We start from the raw sequence: 17374 nt of genomic DNA, 5'->3' as shown, positions 1-17374 counted from the left end.
GATCTACTCCTTCAGAACAGCTTCGATATATTTTTCCGGATTCAGCAGCGTCTCGGCCGCTTGATCAACGTAAGGCGACACCCATTCTGTACCCACCCCGAAGAGAAGAGACAGCAAGAGAAAAATAGCTGCCGGATAAAGAAGTCCTTTAGCTGTTCGATGATTTGGTTTTGGCGTTTCTTTTTCTTCGCCCCAAAACGCATGTATAAAGATCCTCAGCACAGAGTACAGTACGAGCAGACTTGAAAGCAGAATCAGCATGGATATCGTAAATTCACCTTCTGCGAAGCCGCCCTCCGCAATTTTAAATTTGCCGACAAATCCGCTCAGTGGCGGAATGCCTGCAAGAGAAATAGCGGAAATGAAAAACATCCATCCAAGAACAGGATAGCGTTTGATCAGCCCGCCCATTTTATGCAGACTCGCAGTTCCAGTCAATGCGATCAGCGTACCCGCCAGCATAAACAAAGCGCCCTTAATCAGCATATCGTGAATCAGATAGTAGATCGCGCCCTGAATGGATGCGGGGGTGTGTACTGCCACACCGAACAAAATCACGCCGACAGCGGTAATAATGTTATAGATCACAATTTTCATGACATTCGAATAAGCGAGTGAACCGATGACACCAAAAATCACAGTCAGCGCCGCCAGCCAAATCATCAGCTGATGGGTAAAGGCTGTATCGTGAATAAAAATCAATGTGAAAACCCTCGCAATCGCATATAACCCGACTTTTGTCAGCAAAGCGCCGAACAACGCGGAGATTGCTGCCGGTGGCGCGTAATAAGAGCCTGGAAGCCAAAAGTAGAGGGGGAAGATTCCGCCCTTCATGCCAAATACCAAAAGCAGCAGGACACCAATCACAGTGATCAGCCCGGTTTGTCCTGATTCGCTGATTTTCACGCTAAGATCCGCCATGTTTAACGTACCGGTTACAGCGTATAAAAAGCCGACCCCTATGACAAACAGGGCAGACGATACGATATTAAACACAATATATTTAAGGGATTCCCGCAGCTGAATTTTTGTGCCGCCTAATACAATCAGCATATAGGAAGCAATAAGCAGAAGCTCAAAAAATACGTACATATTAAATAAATCGCCTGTTAAAAACGCTCCGCTGACGCCGGCAAGCAAGAACTGAATGCCGGAGTAGTAAAAGGAGCGCTCCCGTTTTTCACCGATAGAACGGAAGGAATAAAGCCCAACCAATAAACCGATGATCGCTGTTGTGAGAACGAGAAGGCTGGCGAATTGGTCTGCGGCAAGCACAATGCCGTACGGCGCTTTCCATCCGCCTAGGCTGAGTGTCTGGATACCTTTTGTGAAGACAGTCTGTACAAGTATGCCGCTAATCACAATCCCGATGGCCGATGCCGCCGTGCTGAAGATTCTCATGAGCATAAGATTCTTCGTCATGAAAATCAGAAGAATAGCCGACAAAAGCGGGATCAGGATTGGCAAAATAACAAAATTATTCATGTTGATCATTTCCCCTCATTTGATCCATATCGTCCGATTTCAATTCCTGATAAGCGCGAAAGGCCATGACGAGGATGAATGACGTAACGCCAAAAGAAATGACAATTGCGGTCAAAATCAGGGCTTGCGGAAGCGGATCGACAAATGATTTGGCATGCTCGCTCAAAATCGGAGCGGCGCCTTTCTTTAATCCTCCCATAGTCAAAAGCATTAAATGAACGCCATGGCTTAACAGTGCTGTTCCGATAATGACGCGAAGCAGGCTTTTAGACAGCAGCAAATACGTAGCAGCCATAAAAATAATACCGGCTAATACAGCCATTAAGATTTCCATTATTCTTCCTCTCCAATCGTTTGAATAATGGTCATCGTTATGCCTACGACAACAAGATAAACGCCTAAATCAAATATCGTCGCTGTGGCGAGCTCCGTTTTCCCAAGGATCGGCAGCTGAAAGTATCCGAATGTGTGGGTTAAAAAAGGAGCCCCGAAGACAAAGGAGCCAACGCCTGTTAATACAGCGAGCAGAAGGCCGGCTCCCGCGACATAAATGAAATTGACCGGCAAAAGGGAACGCACGGTTTTTAAATCATATGCCAAGAGCAAGAGAACGATGGAAGAGGACGTGATCAGTCCGCCGACAAAGCCTCCTCCGGGCGCGTTATGCCCTGATAAAAATAAATAGAAAGAGAAAAGCAAAATGATAAAGGATACAAGCTTTGTCGCGGTTTGAAGAATCAAGTCATTTGTTTTTTGTTCATTCACCGCTTTTCCCCTCCTCTTTTACTTTTGTTTTAATCATGCTGTAAATGCCGAGAGCGGCTATCGTTAATACCGTAATCTCAAACATTGTATCAAATCCCCTGAAATCAACGAGAATGACATTGACGACATTATCCCCTCCGCCGAGATCGTGGCTGTGTTTGACAAAGAAGGACGCAATGCTGTCTTTTGTCCGCTGGCTTGAGGATGCGATGCCGAGCAGAGTAACGATAACACCGACGCCTAAAGAAATGATAAAATTCGTCATCCGGAACGTTCTCGTTTTTGTTTTCAGCCTCAGTTTCGGCAAATGGTAGAAGCAAAGCAGAAACAGTGCCACAGAAATCGTTTCAATGACGAGCTGAGTCAATGCCAAGTCCGGCGCTCTGAAAATGACAAAAAACAATGCAAGCGTATAACCGACAACACCGAGTGCAATGATCGCCGTCAGTCTTGACCTAGCAAAAACAGTCGCCACTGTGGCGCTGATCATGACAAGCGTCAAAATGATTTCGTATACACCGATTTTAGCCATGCCTTCCGTTTTAAATGAAAATCCGCCTTTAATGGCAAAAGCTCCGCCTATCAGAATGATGAAACCAGCGAAGATATACAGCAAATAATCTCTTAAAAACCCGGTCATATATTGTTTTGTGACCCGGTAAGAGCCTTTCTCCATCAGAGTCAAAAGCTTATCATATAACCGGTTGAGTGTGAGTTTCGAAGGAAACAGTTTATAGATTCCCTTCCACTTATTCAGCGACAAATAACCAATTGTTCCGATCACAACAATACCCGCAGTCATGAGCAATTCCGTTGTAACCCCATGCCACTGTGAAATGTGAACGTGGAATTTCTCATGGCCGGCAAGCAATGTCGGATAGATTGAGTTCATCGCAGGCTCTATCAAGCTGTACGACAATATATTCGGGAAAAAGAAGAGACTGACAGCCAAAGCGACAAGAATGACCGGTGGTACGAGCATGCCGACAGGCGCTTCGTGAGCCTGTTTTTCAAGCTGTTCAGGCTGGTAAATTCCTCTGAATGTTTTAAACAGCAATTTCATGCTGTAGATAAACGTAAATACACTTCCGATCCAGGCGAAAAGAGGGAACAGAACGCCCCATGTCTGCACGTTGAACAGGTCGAAATGTGTCACGCGAAGCATGCTTGTGAAAAACATTTCTTTACTCAAAAATCCGTTAAACGGCGGTAGGCCGGCCATTGAAAATGTCCCGATTAAGGAAATGGTAAAAGTAATCGGCATAATCGCCATCAGGCCGCCTAGCTTCCGGATATCCCGTGTGCCTGTTTCGTGATCGATAATCCCGACTGCCATAAACAAGCTTCCTTTAAAGGTTGCGTGGTTGATCAAATGGAAAATGGCAGCCATAGCGGCAACTGTATAATATTCTGTATGTCCGTAATGAAGGGCCGCAGCACTGACTCCGAGCATGGAGATGATCATGCCGAGCTGGCTGACGGTTGAAAACGCCAAAATCGATTTTAAATCAGTTTGTTTCACGGCATGGAATGAACCCCAAACCATCGTAAAGAGGCCAACGAGGGACACGATCCAAAACCACTGAGCTGAAAAGGCGAAAATAGGACTGAATCTCGCAATCACATAAATGCCGGCTTTTACCATAGTAGCTGAATGGAGATAAGCGCTGACAGGCGTCGGAGCTTCCATCGCGTCAGGGAGCCAGATGTAAAAAGGAAATTGCGCTGATTTCGTAAAAGCCCCTAATAAAATGAGAATCATAGCCGGGATAAACAATTCGTGGCCGGCAATTAATTGAACCTGGTGAACCATCTCTCGAATACTGAAGGAATCCGTTATCAAATAAAGGAGAATAAATCCGCCGAGCATGCACAGCCCGCCGCTGACCGTAATCAAAAGTGATTTGGCTGCGCCATAGCGCGACTTTTCCCGCTTATACCAATAGCCGATCAGCAAAAAGGATGAAAGGCTTGTAAGCTCCCAGAACATGTAGAGAACCATGACATTGTCTACTAGAACGACGCCGAGCATGGCGCCCATGAACATCAATAAGTAGACATAAAAGGGCCCAAGCTGTTCTTTTTCTTTCGATAAATAAAAAATGCTGTAAAGAGTGACCAAAGAGCCAATGCCTGTGATCAGTAAAGCGAATAATAACCCGAGGCCGTCTATATAAACGGTAAAGTTAATGCCGAGTGACGGAATCCACTCTAATACCGATCGAAGTGTTTCTCCAGATTGTGTCATCCTGATCATTGGGAGAAAGTATATAAACAGCAAGACGGGCAGGATCAACACAAACCAGCCCGTATGCACTCTTTTTGCGTATTTTGCCAAGAAGGGAATGATAAAAGCAAATAAAAAAGGCGATAAAATAGCAAGATGTAAGAGCTGCAAAGATAAGACCTCCTTTTCTCGTTCTCAATTGAAAAATGCGCTATGTATGAAATATACGGTCAAACGACCTAGTCCAAATTATATCGCACTTTTCTGCAAGCTGCCACGCTTCGAACTGCTATAATGGGTTTTTATGAGTTCTTTTGACCTCAAAATAAGTCTAACAAAAAAGAGGTTATTTGTATATTTAAAATCAATCCTGATCAAGCTGAAGGTAAGGAGCTGGTCATGTGAAAAGAAAAGTCGTGATGTGCTCAGGTTTATTCTGCTCAGTATTTGCAGGGGCATTCATGTTGAATCAATATGACGGGCGCAGCGGTGTGGCGGCTAGTGATGAGTGGGAGCTGTATTTACTGGAGCACCACCTGTCAGCCAGAATGAGTGAGACGGAATCAAAGGATCTGCCGTTTGGTCCCCGAGAGTATATTCGGATTGTGAATAAATAAAAAAAGAGTTCCGCATAAAACGGAACTCTTTCTGTTTATGAAGTGAAAAAACGAAGCAACACTGTCGCGCAAATAACTGTGCCTGCACCGCCGAGACGGGTTGAAATTTGGGCAAACGGCATAAGGCCCATTCTTCCTGATGCTGATAAAATGGCAACATCACCCGTTCCGCCGAGGCCGCTGTGGCAGCAAGTAACGATTGCGGATTCAACCGGATACATGTTCATCAGCTTGCCTACAAAATATCCAGAACCAATCATCGCGATAACAACTGAAATACAAATGATGACAAACGGAATAGAAATCACAGACGCTACGTCATCCAACGGAATAAAGAGGATGCCGAGACCGACCATCAGCGGCCATGTAAAGCTTGAAGAAATAAACTTATAAAGCTGGTAAGCGCCTTCTTCCATTTTTTTCGGAAGAATATTTGCATACTTGACAGCCGCAGCTGAAATAATCATTAAGATCGCGCCCGGGATGAAGATGAATTTCTCCAATAACCCGCCAAAAATAAAGAATGTACACGCGAGCAGAACTCCTGCTCCCATTAATTTGAAATCAATTTTTGCTTCGGCTTCTTTTTGATTGAAAATCTCATTTGCTTTTTTAGATTTTACGAGACGTCCGTTCCCATTTAGATCTGGACGCTTATCGCCAAGCTTTTTCATTAAGGCTGCACATATGATAGCAAAAACGTTTCCTATAATTGCGGCTGGAACCAGCTGAGACACAAATACATCAGCAGATGAGCCCAGTATTTGTGAGTAGGCGATTGAAAGCGGCAAAATTCCTTCGCCTATTCCCCCGGCAATAATCGGGACAACAACAAAGAAAAAGGAATCATAGGCACTATAGCCAAAAATAAATCCGACAAGGATGCCGGCTGCAACGGCCGCGATCGTTCCTGCAACCAGTGGAACGAACATTCTGATAAACCCCTGTATTAAAACAATTCTGTTCATACCGAGGATACTTCCCACAACAAGGCAAGCGATATAGAAATAAAGGAAGTTAGACGTTTTCATCAAGTTGGTTACAGCGTCTAAAGATGTTGAATTCAGTACATTGTAAAAGACTAAAAATGAAGGAACAAACAAAGATAAAATAGCAGGGCCGCCAATATCCTTCAATATCGGTATGCGTTGGCCTATGTCTCCGAGAAACACACCAAGAATCATAATGATGGCAAACCCGCCAAGCATATTTGCCGGCAGCTCATTGTAATAGGCTGCAAGAATAATAATAACAGCTAATACTGTGTATAAAGGCAGAGGAATCACACCGATTTCCCAAGACCAGATTTTTTGAAACAGGTTTTTCCCCTGTGAGTCTTTTTGCTCAGGTGAAATTGTCCCCGTTTTTGGAATTGCTCCCATGTCATACACCCCCATGTATTGTTTGTTACAGTCTACAAGAAAGCGTTAACACTTCATATTTTTTTAAGTTAAAAAACTAATAAACAATTAAATTAAGGGGGTCTTTTGGATTAGAAAAAAATCCCTGAGAATCGTCTTCCCAGGGGAGAATGTTTATCTTTTTCCTTTAATATAAGGCACGCCATTGGCTTTTGGCGCATCTGCCCGCCCGATAAAGCCGGTTAAAGCGAGAATCGTTAAGACATAAGGAGCCATCAGCATATACACATTTGGTATGTCTTTAAAAAGAGGGAGCAGCGATCCAATGATGCTTAAGCTTTGGGCGAATCCGAAAAACAGGGCGGCCCCCAGTGCTCCGATCGGATGCCATTTTCCGAATACAAGCGCTGCCAGGGCGATAAAACCTTGCCCGGAGATGGTAGAGTGCGTGAAATCAAGCGCAATTGTGGAGGCATATACGCCGCCGCCGAGACCGCCGAACAATCCGCTGATCATCACACCGATGTAGCGCATTTTATATACGTTGATTCCCATCGTATCGGCCGCCATCGGATGCTCTCCGACAGAACGGATACGAAGGCCGAACGGCGTTTTGAACAAGATAAACCAGGAAATAAAGGCAAGTGCTATTGCAAGAATAGACGTATAATAGACATCCGAAAAGAAGATCTTTCCCAAGACGGGAATATCCCCCAAACCGGGGATTTTCGTCTTATAAAAAGGCTCTGGAATTTTGTCTGTCTGCGCTTTGCCGTAGATCAGTTTGACGATAAATAAAGTTGCCCCAAGCGCCAGCATGTTAATGGCGACACCGCTGACTGTCTGGTCGGCGCGAAACGAAATCGCTGCTGCCGCGTGAATCAGTGAAAACAGGGCGCCTGCTGCCATGGCGGCAAGGAGCGAAAGCCAAGGTGCGGCGGCACCTAATTCCGGACCAAAAAATAAATTAAATAACACGCTGGTGAACGCCCCGATAATCATGAGGCCTTCTAGGCCGATATTCACCACACCTGATCTCTCGGAAAACACGCCGCCGAGAGCAGTTAAAATAAGCGGGGCCGCATAGACGAGTGTTGCAGGGACAATGATAGATAAAATCTGCACAATGTCCACTTAGTTCGCCCCCTTTTTCTTCAATTTGCCCATGACGAAACGAATCGCATAGCTTGAAGCCACAAACAGAATAATAATAGCAATCACAATATCAACGACCTCTGATGGAACGCCTGATTCAATCGGCATATTTAATGCGCCGATTTTCAGCCCGCCAAGCAGGCATGCTGCCAGTATAACCCCGATGGCTGTGTTTCCCCCGAGAAGAGCGACAGCGATACCGTCAAAGCCTACGCCGGTAAATGCGCCTTTCACTGCTGCGTATTCGAATGTTCCTAGCCCCTCCATGGCTCCGGCAAGGCCTGCAAAAGCGCCGGAGATAAGCATGGAGGTCATGATATTCTTCCGCACGCTCATGCCGGCATACTGGGAAGCGTGCTGGTTAAACCCGACCGCCCGGAGCTCAAATCCTTTTGTAGTTTTGTTGATGATAAACCACATGATAACTGCTGCGAGAAGGGCAACGATGATTCCCAAATGCAGCCGTGAGTAATCGGTGATCTGTTCAAGAAAAGGAGAGCGGAGGGAGGCGGATTCGTGAATTTTCCCCGTCTTGTCCTGATGATCTGTCAAGACGTTTGAAATGATGTAATTGGTCATGTGCAGCGCGATATAATTCATCATAATGGTGACAATGACTTCATGAACGTAAAATCGCGCTTTCAAAATGCCGGGAATAAACCCCCATAATCCTCCTGCAGCTGCCGCTGTAATCAATGCGAGCGGCAAGTGAATATATGCCGGTCCGTCAAACGCCGTACCGACCCAAACCGCTGCTGTCCAGCCGACGAGCAGCTGGCCCTCGACGCCGATATTAAAGAGTCCGGTTCGGAATGCAAAGGCGACAGCCAATCCGGATAAAATATAAGGCGTAATTTGCCGGATTGTTTCTCCGACATAATAGATTTCTCCGAATATCCCATTCCACAAAGCCGAATATCCGCTGGCCACACTGTAGCCGCTCACAAGCATAATCAACGCGCCGGCCGCAAGACCAAGTATGATTGCGATGAGCGGCACGAGTAAATGAGAGAGTCGTTTAACCATTTGCTTTCCCCGCTTCCTTTTGCGTGCTTCCTGCCATCAAGAGACCAAGCTCCTGTTCAGTGGTTTCCTGCGGATTAACGCTGGCGATAATGCGTCCTTCAAAAATAACGGCGATTCTGTCACTGAGATTCATAATTTCTTCAAGCTCAAACGAGAGGAGAAGAACGGCTTTCCCGGCATCACGCTGCTCAATGAGCTTTTTATGGACAAATTCAATCGCTCCGACATCAAGGCCGCGAGTCGGCTGGGCGGCAATTAATAAATCAGGATTTCTGTCTACTTCCCGCCCGATAATCGCTTTTTGCTGGTTTCCGCCTGACAATGCCCGAGCGTGTGTATATTCATCCGGCGTTCTGACATCGTACTCAGTGATCAGGCTGCGTGCTTTTTTGTACATTTCGCCTTTATGTAAAACGCCCAATGCTGAATACGGCTTTTTGTAATAGCTTTGCAGCAGGATATTCTCTCCGATTGGAAAATCAAGGACGAGACCGTGTTTATGGCGATCCTGAGGAATATGCCCGATCCCGGATTCAGTGATTTTTCTTGGCGGCAGGTTTTGGATCTGTTTTCCGTTTAAGGTGATTGTTCCTGAATCTGTTTTGCGGAGTCCTGTCACCGCTTCGATCAGCTCTGATTGCCCGTTTCCGTCGACGCCTGCTATGCCGACTATTTCTCCCGCTTTGACAGAAAGAGACAAATCTCTGACTGTCTCTATTCCGCGGGTATCCTTTACAGTTATGCCGTCAATCGCAAGCACTTCCGCTCCCGGCTGAGCAGCTCTCTTTTCGGTTTTGAACGATACCTCGCGGCCGACCATTAGACTGGCGAGTTCGTCTTGGTTTGTATCACGGACATCAAGGGTTTTGATGCCTTTTCCTTTACGGATAACCGTAACGCGGTCACAAATCTCCATAATCTCTTTCAGCTTATGGGTGATTAAGATGATGGACTTCCCTTCTTTGACCAGGTTCTTCATAATTTGCATCAGTTCCTTAATTTCATGAGGCGTCAAAACAGCCGTCGGTTCATCAAAAATCAGAATGTCGGCACCGCGGTAGAGGGTTTTTAATATTTCTGCGCGCTGCTGCATACCGACTGATATGTCAGCTGCTTTTGCTTCAGGATGGATCTGCAGGCCGTATCGATCGGAAATGTCCTGCACCTCTTGGCCAGCACGCTTCCGGTCAATTCTGCCTAACTTCCTTGGCTCCTTCCCGAGAATAATATTTTCAGCAACTGTAAAGGTGTCAACAAGCATAAAGTGCTGGTGCACCATTCCAATTCCAAGTTCATTCGCTTTGTTCGGGCTGTTGATGTGCACCTTCTCGCCGCGCACCCGAATTTCACCCCGCTCCGGCTGATACAGCCCGAAAAGGACATTCATCAATGTTGATTTCCCCGCTCCGTTTTCACCGAGCAACGCGTGTATTTCGCCTTTTTTGACTTGAAGATTGATATTGTCATTGGCGACGATACCTGGAAACTCCTTGCGGATATTGAGCATTTCAATGACATATTCCATTGATTGACCGCTCCTTTATTTCAAAATAAAAGAAAAACAAGGGATAAGGGCTCGACCTCCTTATCCCTGCGATTCTTATTCAGCTTTGAAGGTTTTGAGCTCTTTCTCAGTTGCCGGGACTTCCAATCCGTCGATGATTTTTTTCTTCCATTTATCGACCGCTTTGATCACATCATCCGATAGATTTTGTTTAGATGGAGAAATGCCGACTCCGTCTTGATCAAGCCCGTAGGTAAGTGTTTCGCCGCCCGGGAACTTTCCGTCACTCGCTTTTTTCGTTACATCTTCAACGACTGTATCTACTTTTTTCACCATGGAAGTGAGGGTGACGTTATCATCTGTTCCTTCTACCTGGCCTTCTGCGTATTGGTCTTTATCGACACCGATGACCCAGACATCGCGTTTTGGATCTTCTTTCTTCAGGTTTTTCGCTTCAGTAAAGACGCCTGTGCCAGTGGCGCCCGCAGAGTGATAAATAACATCTACGCCTGATTTATACATGCTTTCGGCGGTTGCTTTGCCGACATCGGCTTTATCGAAACCCCCTGCGTATTTCACTTCTACAACGGCTTTAGGGTTAACTGCTTGCACGCCGGCACGGAAGCCGACCTCGAATTTTTTGATTAACTCTGATTCCATGCCGCCTACAAAGCCGATTTTTCCTGATTTGCTTGATAGGGCTGCGGCCACTCCGACGAGAAATGAGCCTTCCTGCTCTTTAAACGTAATACTTGCGACGTTGTCTTTATCGACAACAGCATCTATAATCGCAAAGTTTGTATTTTTGCGCTGGTCAGCAATTTCGCTGATTGAATCCTCCATTAAGTAGCCGACGCCGTAAATTAAGTCAAAATTCTCACGCGCCAATTTATTTAAGTTCGTTGTATAGTCTGCATCTGATTTGGATTGAAGATAGTCGTAACCGTTTTTGCCTTTTTTCAGCCCATTCTCTTTCCCAAAGGCTTGGATGCCTTCCCAGGCTGATTGGTTGAAGGATTTGTCATCCACTCCGCCTACGTCAGTAACCATCGCCACACTGAATTTGTTTTTGCCTTCGCCTGAGCCGCTGCTTTTTTCGCTGTTTCCGCATGCTCCTAATATGGTGCCTGCTGCGATCACAAGTGACATCGCCAATCCGATTTTTCGTTTATTCAAGATATAACCCCCCAGAAAAATTTGGTTCAAAGCTGATCCGGCCAGTCATGTGATGGGCTGTCCTGAACAATTTCTTAGAAACGATAAAATTTTCTGATAATAACAAATGGAATGCGCTGAGACAGTTCTATTCTTCCCTGAATAAGCGTGGTGTGAGTATTTCCTTCGAAAGGCGGGGAAGAGAAGGATGCGGAAGGCGTTCCGGGCGGAAAACCGTGACATCGTTTTCTGAAGTAAGACTTATGACTTAGTTTTTCGGGATCAACTAACCAATCATAATTTATCATTTAACTAATAAGAAATAAATAGAATTTCGCATAATTTTTTAAAAAGTATCTATTTTTAGAATTATTTGCTTAAAAATGTGAAAGGCCCTTTGTTATTCTTGTATAACTTATCAACAATAGAATCAAGCATCTTGGCAAGAGATATGACAGAAAAACGCACTGCTCAAAGCAAGCAGTGCGTTTTCTTATAGATATTGCTTTATTCCGTTAAGGTTACTGTTGTTGACGTTGTACTGAAACACAGGTCTTCCGATCGTTCCGTACGCCATTTCTACATTCAGAACCTGTATATCTTCAAGAAACTTTAAGTATTTTCGTATGGATACTTGAGAGATTTCTGTGTGCTTTGCCAAGTCTTCTGTCGTAAAAGATTCATTTTCAAATGACTGGATACTGGACCAGATCAGCTTCAGCGTGCTTTTTGTCAGGCCTTTAGGAAGCTGCACTTTTTCTGTTGCTTCTTTCTTTTGAAAAAGCTCGGCGTCCAGTTCTTTTTGGCTCATGTTGCGATGGGTTGAATACACCTTTTGTTTTCGTCTGTAATCAGACAGAGCCGTTTGGAAACGTTCAAATTCAAACGGTTTGATTAAATAATCAACAGCTCCGTACCGAAGTGTTTTCTTGATCACGTCAAGCTCGCTGGCCGCTGAGATGACAATCACGTCAACCGCTTCATTTTGGGCTCTCAATTCCGTCAGCAGTTCCAGCCCGTTTTTTCCCGGCATATAAATATCAAGCAAAATGAGGTCGATATGGTGCTCGCCTAAAATATGCAGAGCGCTTTGAAAGGAAGAAGCGATGCCTTTCAGCTGAAAGCCATCTATTTGGCTTAAGTATCGTTTATTTAATTCACCCACCATGGGGTCATCTTCAACTATTAGTACATTAATCATGATTTTCCTCCTTCGGTTCGTACGGGATGCGAATACTGAATGTCGTTCCTTCATTCTTTTCGCTTGTGAGGATCATTTGGCCTTTTAAATTTTCGATGCTTTGCTGTGTGAAATAAAGGCCGAATCCCCGGTTTTTGCCCTTTGTTGAATAGCCTTGTTCAAATACTTTGGCTTGGTCTTCTTCAGACATGCCTGCTCCAGTATCGGTAATTTCAATATCAAGTATGCTGTTATGGAAGCGCATGGACATGGTGATTTGTTTTTTCGGCATATCGGCAACGGCGTCTAAGCCATTGTTGATGAGATTTCCGATGATTGTAATAAGTTCATGGATGACAGAAGGGTCTGCCGCGTTCGGGATGACGCCGTTGCATTCAATATCAAGATTTGCGCCCTGCTCACGTATGAAGCTTTGCTTTCCGAGCAGAAAACCGGCCAGTACGGAGCTTTTGACATCATTTATAATTTCACTTGTTTCTGATTTTTGCTGTATGGCTATATCTTTAATATAATCTCCAAGATCATCATACTCTTTCAGCTGGACGAGACCTAATATCACATGCAGTTTGTTCATAAATTCATGAGACTGCGCTCTCAGTGCGTTTGCATACATTTTAACACCGGAAAGCTGTTCAGCTAAATGTTTTACCTCGGTCTTGTCTCGGAATGTCGCAATCGCTCCGACAGTTTGTCCTTTCAGCTGGATAGGAACTTCATTAAACACAAGCTCCAGCCCGTTAATGCGGACGTCTCTGTCTTGAAGGGGTTTTTTTGTCTCAATGACCTTTTTCAAGCGGCTTTTCGGCAAGATGTCATCTACATCCTGATCAATGGGATTTGTGTTGATGCCCATTTTGACGAATAGGCGTTTTGCTTCCGCGTTGGCAAGTTTAATTTTGCCATGTTCATCGACAGCGAGTATTCCTTCCTTCGTCGATTCCAGCATCGCGCTCCGTTCTTCAAGCAGAGTCGCAATTTCATAAGGTTCAAGTCCGTACATGATATTTTTCACTGTACGGGCGACGATAACGGCTCCGATCACACCGACGAAGATGCTGACGCAAATAATAAAGTAAAGCGGCCGTAAGCTATGGCTGATCACTTCATCAATTTCATTTACGGTGATGCCGACCGCGACTGCACCGACTTGTTTTCCATTCTCCGCGTAGACAGGGACGAACGCTCTCTGCGATTTCCCGAGCGTGCCAGAGGCTGTGCTGATATGGACATGCCCTTTTAATACCTCGGACTCATCACCGCCTCTGAATTTTTTTCCGATTTTGCTCGGGTCAGGATGGGTTTTGCGGATACCGCTCATATCCATGACGACAACAAATTCCGTGCCGGTGATTTTCTGAACCCGCTTTGTGTAGCTCTGCAGTTCCTTTTGTTTTTTCCCGTTTTCTAAAGCAGCGGCTGTCATCGGCGCCTCAGCTACCATTTCAGCAGTCTGCAGCGCAGTGGCCTTTTCCTGATCTCTAATCCGTTTGGTGGTTTGGGCACCGACTGTAAAAAACGTAATGAGCAATGCGATTAATACAACGATACAAACAAATATGGTGAGTCTGGTTTGCAGTTTTAATGTTTTTTTCATATAAAACTTCCTTACGTTTTATGATTCCTGCGTACTACTTTACTCTCAAAATGCTGCTTTGTGAAGATTTGGGACTGTAATTCGTAAAAAGGAGAAAAAATGGAATAATTTATCTTGTCAATGTGTTTTAAGTCCTCCATAATAAATGAGGTAGATTATAGAAAGGGACTTTTTTATATGAAAAATACTTATTTGACAGGATATTTTCCGCTGATTGCGATCCTGCTTTTTAGTTCGTCCTTATCCATCTCAACTTCACTTTATGCGTTGAAGATGCTGTCTTCATTTGGAATGTATGATGGAATGCTCGATTATTTTTCAGAGAAAGGAATCAGGCTTGCGTTATTTGCTGCCTTTGCACTTTTATATTTTATGGTTCTGTCCGCTCTGAAATTAATTGCAAATACCGTGACCGAGCTGTCATTGCTGTTTTTTGCTAATGATCCGGAAGGGAACAACCTGAAAAAACTCAGAATGGGTTCCATGATTTATTTGGGCGGCGGGATTTTATCCTTTGTGCTCTTGCAAAATGTCATTTGGATTGTGATCTGGTTTGCGGTCGTCACGCTCGCTTACTTTGTGTTTACCGTATACCGGATTTATTCGACGCTTTCTCTCATGTCATTAGTTGGATTCATTCTATTGGAACTGCTGTTTTGGTTTACCTTTGTTATCGGTATTCTGTTCATATTTATCAAGCTTTATAATAGCATAATGGCTAGCTTACCTGTGTAAGCTAGCCATTTCAGCGTTTGGTGGTCAGATTTGCGCTTCGTGCTCTATACGCAATAAAACGGTGGCTAGATTCTCAGGTTTCCGCCGTTTCACAACTTCAAAAGTTTTCAATCACGCTGAATAGATGACAAAATCCTAAAACGAAGCCGTTTTAGGATTTTGTCAACAATCTGTGATGGCTAGCTTCCTAGCCATTTTTTATTTACGGTAAAAATCTTTTTTTAATAGAAGGGGAGGGGAGCATACATTCATTTTTTTTGCCAAACCACTTATAGCGGTTTTTGGCAATGAAAGAATAGACCATATCTCTGACAGGCTTCGGTACTGCGAAAAACAGGACGAAGAGCCGCCATGGGCCTCGCAGATGCCTGAAAACCTTAATGGCTGCAGTTGACTTTGTGTACACTTGGCGGTCTTCAATAAAGACAAAGCTGTCAAACCGATCAGTCGGAAGCCCGCTTTTTTTCAGCAGGCTCTGTCCTGTTTCCGACTGCAGCGATGTGAAAGAAATCAATCCGTCCGGATCACGTTTAATGATAAATTGCACGGCGCCATTGCATAAATTGCAGACACCGTCAAACAGCAAAACGCGATTTGGAATTTGTTCTGAAGTCACCCCATATCCCCTCCGATCCTTTAATAAGCAGCTTGCAGCGTTCCTTTCCAGATGGAAAGCTGAGGGCTGATGCTGTGAAGATATTCAACGCTGGTCGGTGTGTCCTTTCCGACCCAGACACCCATTGTATACGTATCAGTCAGGCCGACAAACCACATATCGTGATAATCATTTGATGTTCCGGTTTTACCGCCGATGTAAGGCGCATTGAAATATGCTTTTTTCCCTGTTCCGCTTTTCACAACGGAAGACATCAGTTTTTTCAGCTGCATGTTCGTGCGGACGCTGAATATTTGAGTCGCTTTATCATTCCATTTATAAAGTGTTTTTCCTTTAAGGTCTGTCACCTTTGTAATCGCATGGCTCGGCGTATAGCTTCCGCTGTTGCCGAATGTCGTATAAGCCTTTGTCATCTCAAGAGGCGTCATGCCGTTTGTAAATCCGCCAAGCGCCGCCGGAAGAAGATAGTCACTGTCGACAAGTTTGGCAAAATGATACGGCTCAATATAACTGAATGCCTTTTGGATGCCGACGCGGTCGAGCATTCTAATAGCCGGTGTATTATATGAATTTTTAAACGCCGTATCAAGCGTCACTGTGCCGTAAGTGCGGTTATTGTAGTTTTGCGGACAGTAGTCTTTGCTGCAAAACTTGCTGGCATCAATGGTGCTGCTTCCTGTCGCGCCGGTCTGTTCAATATAAGGGCCGTAATCAAGAAGCGGCTTAATGGATGAACCCGGCTGCCTGTACGCCTGGTAGGCGCGGTTAAAGTCATATTTTTGATAGTTTTTCCCGCCGGATAGAGCGATGATTTGATGCGTCTGGTGATTAATCACAGCCGCTCCGCCCTGTACGTCCGCATACGGGAGCTTGGAATTCATTTGTGCTACAACTTGATTTTGCATGTACGGATCAAGTGCAGTATAAATTTTCACGCCGTCTTTCATCAGCGTGCTGACTCTTGCGGACAGCTCGTTCTCGATCTTTTCTTTTTGTTTTCCTGATGCTTTTTGAAGGCGTTTATCAAAGCCTTCTGATTCAGACACCAGCTGAGTGAATTCATCATTGACGTAGGAAACGTAGTCAGGATATTTGTCTTCTCTTTTTTCAACATCCAGTTTGATTTTTTGTTTTACGGCTTTTTTCAGCTCTTTGTCCGTAATGACCCCGGCATCTTTTAGTCCTTTAAGCAAACGTTCTTGACGGCTTTTCGTGTAGTCAAAATGCTTGAGAGGATCATATAATGTAGGGTTATTAGGTATAGCACAGATAAAAGCCATTTCTCCCACTGTGAGAGATTTCAGCGGTTTGCTGAAATAGAATTCAGCCGCTGAACCGACGCCATAAACGCCATTGTTAAAATAAATGGTATTTAAGTAAGCTTCAAGAATTTCATTTTTCGTATATTTTTTCTCCAGCTGATAGGAATACGCGAGCTCTGTCAGCTTGCGGCTGAAGGAGCGTTCGTGGCTCAAATACAAGTTTCTTGAAAGCTGCTGTGTGATGGTGCTGGCACCCTGGTCAATTTTCTTGTCTTTTACGTTAGAAGCAGTAGCCCGCACCATTCCCATAAAGTCAAAGCCTTTATGCTCGTAAAAATGGCGGTCCTCAGATGTTAAGAAAATCTGTTTGACTTCCTCGGGAATCTTGTTAAATGGAACGAGCACACGGTTTTCGTGGTCGCTGACGATTTCCGAGACAAGGGAGCCGTCCCTGTCATACATGTAGCTGTTCTGAACAAGGCTGATATCTTTCAGATTAATATTTTTATCAAGCACCTGATCCAGGGACTTCATTTGTTTTACTTCTTTTCCGGAAGCGATAACTGTAAATGCAAACAATGGGATTATGCAAAGGAGCAAAATCCATCCGATTATTTTTCGTAACATGGTCACTCTCTTTTCTCCTAAATTCTAGCCATATCGTACCATTC

Annotated in this window: 15 protein-coding genes; 2 read left to right on the top strand and 13 right to left on the bottom strand. The window is 44.6% G+C overall.

Annotation, left to right across the window (positions count from 1 at the left end; genetic code table 11):
* Positions 1 to 3: 3 nt before the first annotated feature.
* The 4 genes from CW370_RS08775 to CW370_RS08760 are packed head-to-tail and all read right to left on the bottom strand — an operon-like array spanning position 4 to position 4648.
* Positions 4 to 1485 (bottom strand): Na+/H+ antiporter subunit D, encoded by a 1482-nt coding sequence (locus tag CW370_RS08775; protein ID WP_024571737.1) that lies wholly within the window; start codon positions 1483 to 1485, stop codon positions 4 to 6.
* Positions 1478 to 1819: a Na(+)/H(+) antiporter subunit C gene (locus CW370_RS08770; protein WP_003220730.1), complete on the bottom strand. Its 342-nt coding sequence runs from the start codon at positions 1817 to 1819 to the stop codon at positions 1478 to 1480. The genes CW370_RS08775 and CW370_RS08770 overlap by 8 nt, the downstream gene beginning before the upstream one ends.
* The gene (locus CW370_RS08765; RefSeq protein WP_003228819.1) at positions 1819 to 2250 is read right to left on the bottom strand and encodes a Na(+)/H(+) antiporter subunit B; all 432 of its coding nucleotides are present in this window, start codon (positions 2248 to 2250) and stop codon (positions 1819 to 1821) included. Before CW370_RS08765 ends, CW370_RS08770 begins: the two co-directional genes overlap by 1 nt.
* A complete protein-coding gene (locus CW370_RS08760; RefSeq protein WP_024571738.1) occupies positions 2243 to 4648 on the bottom strand; it encodes a Na+/H+ antiporter subunit A in 2406 nt (801 codons plus the stop codon). Before CW370_RS08760 ends, CW370_RS08765 begins: the two co-directional genes overlap by 8 nt.
* Positions 4649 to 4878: 230 nt before the next feature.
* On the opposite strand from CW370_RS08760, the gene CW370_RS08755 reads away from it, so the two are divergent.
* Positions 4879 to 5094, top strand: a complete 216-nt coding sequence (locus CW370_RS08755) for a hypothetical protein (protein ID WP_015483630.1) — start codon at positions 4879 to 4881, stop codon at positions 5092 to 5094.
* 35 nt (positions 5095 to 5129) lie between these two features.
* Here the strand turns inward: CW370_RS08755 and maeN are convergent, their stop codons facing one another.
* From maeN to maeL, 7 genes are all read right to left on the bottom strand, one after another.
* Positions 5130 to 6476 carry a sodium/malate symporter MaeN gene (maeN, locus tag CW370_RS08750; protein ID WP_021480493.1) on the bottom strand — a complete coding sequence of 449 codons (1347 nt, stop codon included), beginning with the start codon at positions 6474 to 6476 and terminating at the stop codon, positions 5130 to 5132.
* 153 nt (positions 6477 to 6629) lie between these two features.
* Positions 6630 to 7589, bottom strand: coding sequence for a guanosine ABC transporter permease NupQ (gene nupQ, locus CW370_RS08745; protein ID WP_014480697.1), 960 nt, complete (start codon positions 7587 to 7589; stop codon positions 6630 to 6632).
* Complete coding sequence (gene nupP, locus CW370_RS08740; RefSeq protein WP_014480696.1) at positions 7590 to 8636, bottom strand: guanosine ABC transporter permease NupP; 1047 nt, start codon at positions 8634 to 8636, stop codon at positions 7590 to 7592. It lies immediately after the preceding gene.
* A complete protein-coding gene (gene nupO, locus CW370_RS08735; protein ID WP_024573642.1) occupies positions 8629 to 10161 on the bottom strand; it encodes a guanosine ABC transporter ATP-binding protein NupO in 1533 nt (510 codons plus the stop codon). Before nupO ends, nupP begins: the two co-directional genes overlap by 8 nt.
* A gap of 75 nt (positions 10162 to 10236) precedes the next feature.
* The gene (gene nupN / locus CW370_RS08730) at positions 10237 to 11316 is read right to left on the bottom strand and encodes a guanosine ABC transporter substrate-binding protein NupN (protein ID WP_015384509.1); all 1080 of its coding nucleotides are present in this window, start codon (positions 11314 to 11316) and stop codon (positions 10237 to 10239) included.
* Between the two features lie 472 nt (positions 11317 to 11788).
* Positions 11789 to 12496, bottom strand: a complete 708-nt coding sequence (gene maeM, locus CW370_RS08725; RefSeq protein ID WP_014477821.1) for a two-component system response regulator MaeM — start codon at positions 12494 to 12496, stop codon at positions 11789 to 11791.
* Complete coding sequence (gene maeL / locus CW370_RS08720; protein ID WP_024573643.1) at positions 12489 to 14090, bottom strand: two-component system sensor histidine kinase MaeL; 1602 nt, start codon at positions 14088 to 14090, stop codon at positions 12489 to 12491. The genes maeM and maeL overlap by 8 nt, the downstream gene beginning before the upstream one ends.
* Before the next feature lie 177 nt (positions 14091 to 14267).
* Between maeL and CW370_RS08715 the strand changes: the two genes are divergently transcribed.
* Positions 14268 to 14825, top strand: a complete 558-nt coding sequence (locus CW370_RS08715; protein ID WP_003228837.1) for a YufK family protein — start codon at positions 14268 to 14270, stop codon at positions 14823 to 14825.
* 202 nt (positions 14826 to 15027) lie between these two features.
* Here the strand turns inward: CW370_RS08715 and CW370_RS08710 are convergent, their stop codons facing one another.
* Positions 15028 to 15441, bottom strand: coding sequence for a thiol-disulfide oxidoreductase DCC family protein (locus CW370_RS08710; RefSeq protein WP_101169584.1), 414 nt, complete (start codon positions 15439 to 15441; stop codon positions 15028 to 15030).
* A 20-nt stretch (positions 15442 to 15461) separates the two neighbouring features.
* Positions 15462 to 17336, bottom strand: a complete 1875-nt coding sequence (locus CW370_RS08705; protein WP_080262700.1) for a transglycosylase domain-containing protein — start codon at positions 17334 to 17336, stop codon at positions 15462 to 15464.
* Positions 17337 to 17374: the final 38 nt, after the last annotated feature.

Origin of the sequence: Bacillus sp. SN32, assembly GCF_002837495.1 — a bacterium.
Classification (GTDB): Bacteria; Bacillota; Bacilli; order Bacillales; family Bacillaceae; genus Bacillus; species Bacillus subtilis.
Note: the sequence above shows the minus strand (reverse complement) of the source record. Positions and strands in the feature narration are given on the sequence as shown.

Coding starts and splice junctions, on each gene's coding strand:
- nupP (WP_014480696.1), bottom strand. CDS start 8,636: ATGGTTAAACGACTCTCTCATTTACTCGTGCCGCTCATCGCAATCATA.
- maeN (WP_021480493.1), bottom strand. CDS start 6,476: ATGGGAGCAATTCCAAAAACGGGGACAATTTCACCTGAGCAAAAAGAC.
- CW370_RS08715 (WP_003228837.1), top strand. CDS start 14,268: ATGAAAAATACTTATTTGACAGGATATTTTCCGCTGATTGCGATCCTG.
- CW370_RS08775 (WP_024571737.1), bottom strand. CDS start 1,485: ATGAATAATTTTGTTATTTTGCCAATCCTGATCCCGCTTTTGTCGGCT.
- maeM (WP_014477821.1), bottom strand. CDS start 12,496: ATGATTAATGTACTAATAGTTGAAGATGACCCCATGGTGGGTGAATTA.
- CW370_RS08770 (WP_003220730.1), bottom strand. CDS start 1,819: ATGGAAATCTTAATGGCTGTATTAGCCGGTATTATTTTTATGGCTGCT.
- nupO (WP_024573642.1), bottom strand. CDS start 10,161: ATGGAATATGTCATTGAAATGCTCAATATCCGCAAGGAGTTTCCAGGT.
- maeL (WP_024573643.1), bottom strand. CDS start 14,090: ATGAAAAAAACATTAAAACTGCAAACCAGACTCACCATATTTGTTTGT.